The 4,072-nt window shown below is 60.6% G+C and carries 2 protein-coding genes; both read left to right on the top strand.

Going from position 1 to position 4,072, the window contains the following annotated elements; translation table 11 throughout:
* The coding region (locus VES88_03530) for an ABC transporter permease (GenBank protein ID HYN80547.1) at positions 1 to 1,579 on the top strand (1,579 nt) is incomplete at its 5' end.
* 42 nt (positions 1,580 to 1,621) lie between these two features.
* On the top strand, positions 1,622 to 4,072 hold a 2,451-nt coding region (locus VES88_03525; GenBank protein ID HYN80546.1), incomplete at its 3' end, for an ABC transporter permease.

Here is a 4,072-nt window from a genome sequence, read left to right as displayed (position 1 = left end):
GTGCGCAAACGTCGCCAACCTGCTTTTGGCGCGTGCCGCGACGCGACAGAAAGAGATGGCGATTCGCACGGCACTCGGGGCTGGACGCCTCCGCATTGTCCGTCAACTGCTAACGGAGAGCCTGCTGCTTGCGATCCTGGGCGGCATCATCGGGGTGCTCCTGGCGCTGTGGGGCATTGACTTGCTTCGCTCTGCCAGCGCCGACAGCTTGCCATCGACGGCGGTGATCAAACTGGATGGCAGCGTCCTTCTCTTCACGCTGTTCGTCTCGATCCTGACCGGCATCGTCTTCGGTTTAGCGCCCGCTCTCGCCGCCATGAAGACTGACCTGCACGACACGCTCAAAGAAGGCGGGCGCAGTTCGACCGCGGGCGGACGACGCTCATGGCTGCGCAGCACGCTCGTCGTCACCGAAGTCGCGCTCTCCCTGGTGCTCTTAATCGGTGCGGGACTGTTGATCAAGAGCTTCGTGCGCATCCTCGACACGGATCCCGGCTTCAAGCCGCAGAATTTGCTCACAATGCAACTGGCGCTCAACGTAAAGCCGGCTGAAGGCGCCAAAGTCCTCAACTTCTTTAACGATTTAAACAGGCGCATCGCGGCACTGCCCGGCGTCGAGTCGGCGGCGTTCTCGAACGGGATACCGCTTGGACCAACAGCCGACACTTCATTCGCGATCGTCGGACGTCCGAAGCCCGAACCCGGGCAACAGCCTCAGACGATGATGTATTTCACCAGTCCCGACTATCTGCAAGCGATGGGCATCCGTCTCGTCAAAGGCAGGTTCTTCACCGCGCAAGACACTCAGCGCAGCCATCGTGTCGCGGTAATTGATGAAGCGTTCGCCCGCCAACAATTTCCCGATCAAGAACCGCTTGGCCAATACATCGCGGGTGATGGCAAAGACAATCCGGACGCTGAAATCGTCGGCGTCGTGGCACATGTCAAACACTTTGGACTGGACGCCGTAGAGCGCGTGCAACAGCAACTCTATCTGCCGTTCAACCAGGCTCCCGACGACGCGTTTCCATTCCTCGCGTCGCGCGCGAACCTGATCATCCGCACGACGGCGGATCCCTTGAACCTGACGTCCGCCGTGCGCCGCGAGGTGCAGGCGCTTGACCCGAATCAGCCAGTGTACAACGTGAGCACGATGGAGCAGACGCTCGACCAATCGCTCGTCACGCAACGACTCTCGATGACGCTGCTCGTGGTCCTCGCTTCTCTTGCCTTAATTCTCGCCGCCGTCGGCATCTACGGCGTGATGAGTTATACCGTCACCCAGCGCTCGCATGAGATCGGCATACGCATGGCCATCGGCGCCCAACCGCGAGATGTGTTCAAGATGGTGATCGGGCGGGGAATGATGCTGGCCCTGATTGGCGTCGCCTTTGGTTTGGTGGGTGCGTTTGCCCTTACCCGGTTGATGGCGACGATGCTCTACGGTGTCGAACCGACCGATCCGGCCACGTTCGCTAGCATCGGGATCTTACTGACCGGAGTTGCACTAATTGCCTGCTACGTGCCCGGCAGACGGGCGACGAAAGTCGATCCGTTGGTGGCGCTGCGATATGAGTGAGGCGATGCGCCGTGGCTTCAATAGCTGCGATGGGAGGATGAGATGTTTCAAGACTTGCGTTACGGCTTGCGGATGCTGCTCAAGCAAAAAGGATTCACGGTCGTCGCCGTGCTTTCACTGGCCCTGGGCATCGGCGCGAACACGGCGTTGTTCAGCGTTGTGGATGCCGTGCTGCTGAAGACCTTGCCGGTTCCGCAGCCCGAGCAGTTGGTGCTCTTTGAATGGCAAGCCGGACGCCCATTCAGGGTAAATGGGATGAGCGGCACATCGCACGTGCCTGGGCCGCCGGACATCAGGGGGCTTTCGCTGTTTCGCTACGAAGTCTTTGAAAAAATGAGCCAGGCGCGGGCGCAAGGGTCTGACAGCCCGCTCAGCGATTTCTTTGCCTTCGCTCCGATACGTGAATTGACGGCAATGGTGGGCCAGCAAGCAGAGTTGATCAGTGGGCAAGCCGTGTCAGGGGGCTATTACGCCGGGCTGAAAGTGCAACCGATCCTGGGTCGTGGGATCACTGACGAAGATGACAAACCAGGCGCCGCGCCGGTAGTCGTCCTCACCCATCAATTTTGGCAGGAGCGTTTCGGCGCCAATCCCGCCGTCATTGGCCAGCCGCTCAAACTCAACAAGCAGTCATTCACCATCATCGGCGTCACGCCGCCCGCCTTCACCGGCACGTTGCAGGTGGATTATCACCCCGCCGTCACCATCCCGCTCGCTGGCGAGCCGTTGGTGCAGGGTGAGAACAGCAGATTGGGCACGGCGAAAGAACCGGGCGTCTGGTGGCTGAACTTGATGGGGCGGCTCAAACCAGGCGCCACCTACGAACAGGCCCGCGACAGCTTGAACGGTACGTTCCAAGCCGAAGCCCTCGCAGTGAGGCCGCCGCCGCGCAAAGCGAGTGAACCAGCGCAACTCGATCCGAAAGATTATCCGCGCCTGATTGTGGAGCCCGGCAGTCGCGGGATGCTGGATATGCGCAGAGTTTATACGGCCACGATCTATGGACTGTTCATCGTGGTGGCGCTCGTGCTGCTGATCGCGTGTGCCAACGTGGCGAATCTGTTGCTGGCGCGGGCGGCCCTGCGCACTGCAGAGATTAACGTGCGGCTCGCGGTCGGCGCGGGGCGTTGGCGTCTGGTGCGACAACTCCTGACCGAAAGCGTGCTGCTCTCGGTCTTGGGCGGAGCGGTCGGCGTGCTCTTTGCCTACTGGGGCAAGGGCGTGCTCCTGGCGCTGACCGACAAAGACACGAAATTTCTGCCCAGCGACGTTGACGTCAGTCTGAATTGGCGTGTGCTGGCATTCACGCTGGCCGTGTCGCTCCTGACCGGCGTGCTGTTCGGATTGGCGCCCGCCTGGCGCGCGACGAGCTTGGATTTGGCGACTTCTCTCAAACAGAGCCGCCGCACAACGAGCGCCGTATCGCGTTTGAGCAAAGGGCTGATCGTCGCGCAGGTGGCGCTCTCGTTGCTCTTATTAGTCGGCGCAGGTTTGTTCATCCGCACGCTCTACAATCTGCAACGCGTCAACCTCGGCTTCAATCAAGAGAACCTCCTGGTCTTCACCTTGCAGCCGGAGCAAAGCGGATACAAGGACGAACGGCTGTTGCAGTTCTATCAGCAACTTTTTGCGCGCCTGGATACCCTGCCCGGCGTGCGCGCGGCAACATTCGGGAAAGTAGCGCTCATCGCGCATGAAAATTGGTCCAACGACTTCCTGCTGCCCGGCGAGACTGAAGGGACTGCCGCGGAACACGACACTATGCGGCAGACGGTGCGCGAGAACTATTTCGCGACGATGGAAATCCCCCTCCTGCACGGACGCGGCATCACGGCGCAAGATGACCAGCGCGCGCCCAAAGTCGCCGTCGTCAGTCAAACCTTTGCGCGCAAATTCTTCCCCAGCGAAGACGTGCTTGGCAAGCGAGTCACGTTTATCGACGGCAAACGTGAGGTCGAGATCATCGGCGTCGTCGCCGACACCAAATACGAAAGCCAGCGCGAAGAGATCCAGCCGCTGTTCTACACCCCTTGGCGGCAGGAGGGCGCGGAAATCGGCGAGATGCATTTCACCCTGCGCACGGCGGGCGAACCAACCGCGCTCGCCGTCACAATACGTCAAGTGGTGCGCGAATTGGACAGCAATCTACCGGTCACAGAACTCGGCACGCAAACAGCACGCTCGCAGGCCACGTTGGGACAGGAACGCTTGTTCGCGCGGCTTTTGAGTTTCTTCGGCGGAGCCGCGCTTTTGCTCGCGGCCATCGGACTCTCCGGTGTGTTGGCCTATTCGGTAGCCCAACGCACGAATGAAATCGGCATTCGCATGGCGCTGGGCGCGCAAACGGCGAATGTCTTGCGGCTGGTCGTCTGGCAGGGAATGAGATTGGTGTTGTTCGGACTGACTGTGGGTGCGTTGACTGGGTATGGGTTGAAGCGACTCCTTGCGAGCCAGTATTTCGCAGAGGATGCCTGGCAGCGACAGATGGCGGAG

It is taken from the genome of Gemmatimonadaceae bacterium (assembly GCA_035633115.1).
In the GTDB taxonomy this organism is placed as follows: domain Bacteria; phylum Gemmatimonadota; class Gemmatimonadetes; order Gemmatimonadales; family Gemmatimonadaceae; genus UBA4720.
Note: the sequence above shows the minus strand (reverse complement) of the source record. Positions and strands in the feature narration are given on the sequence as shown.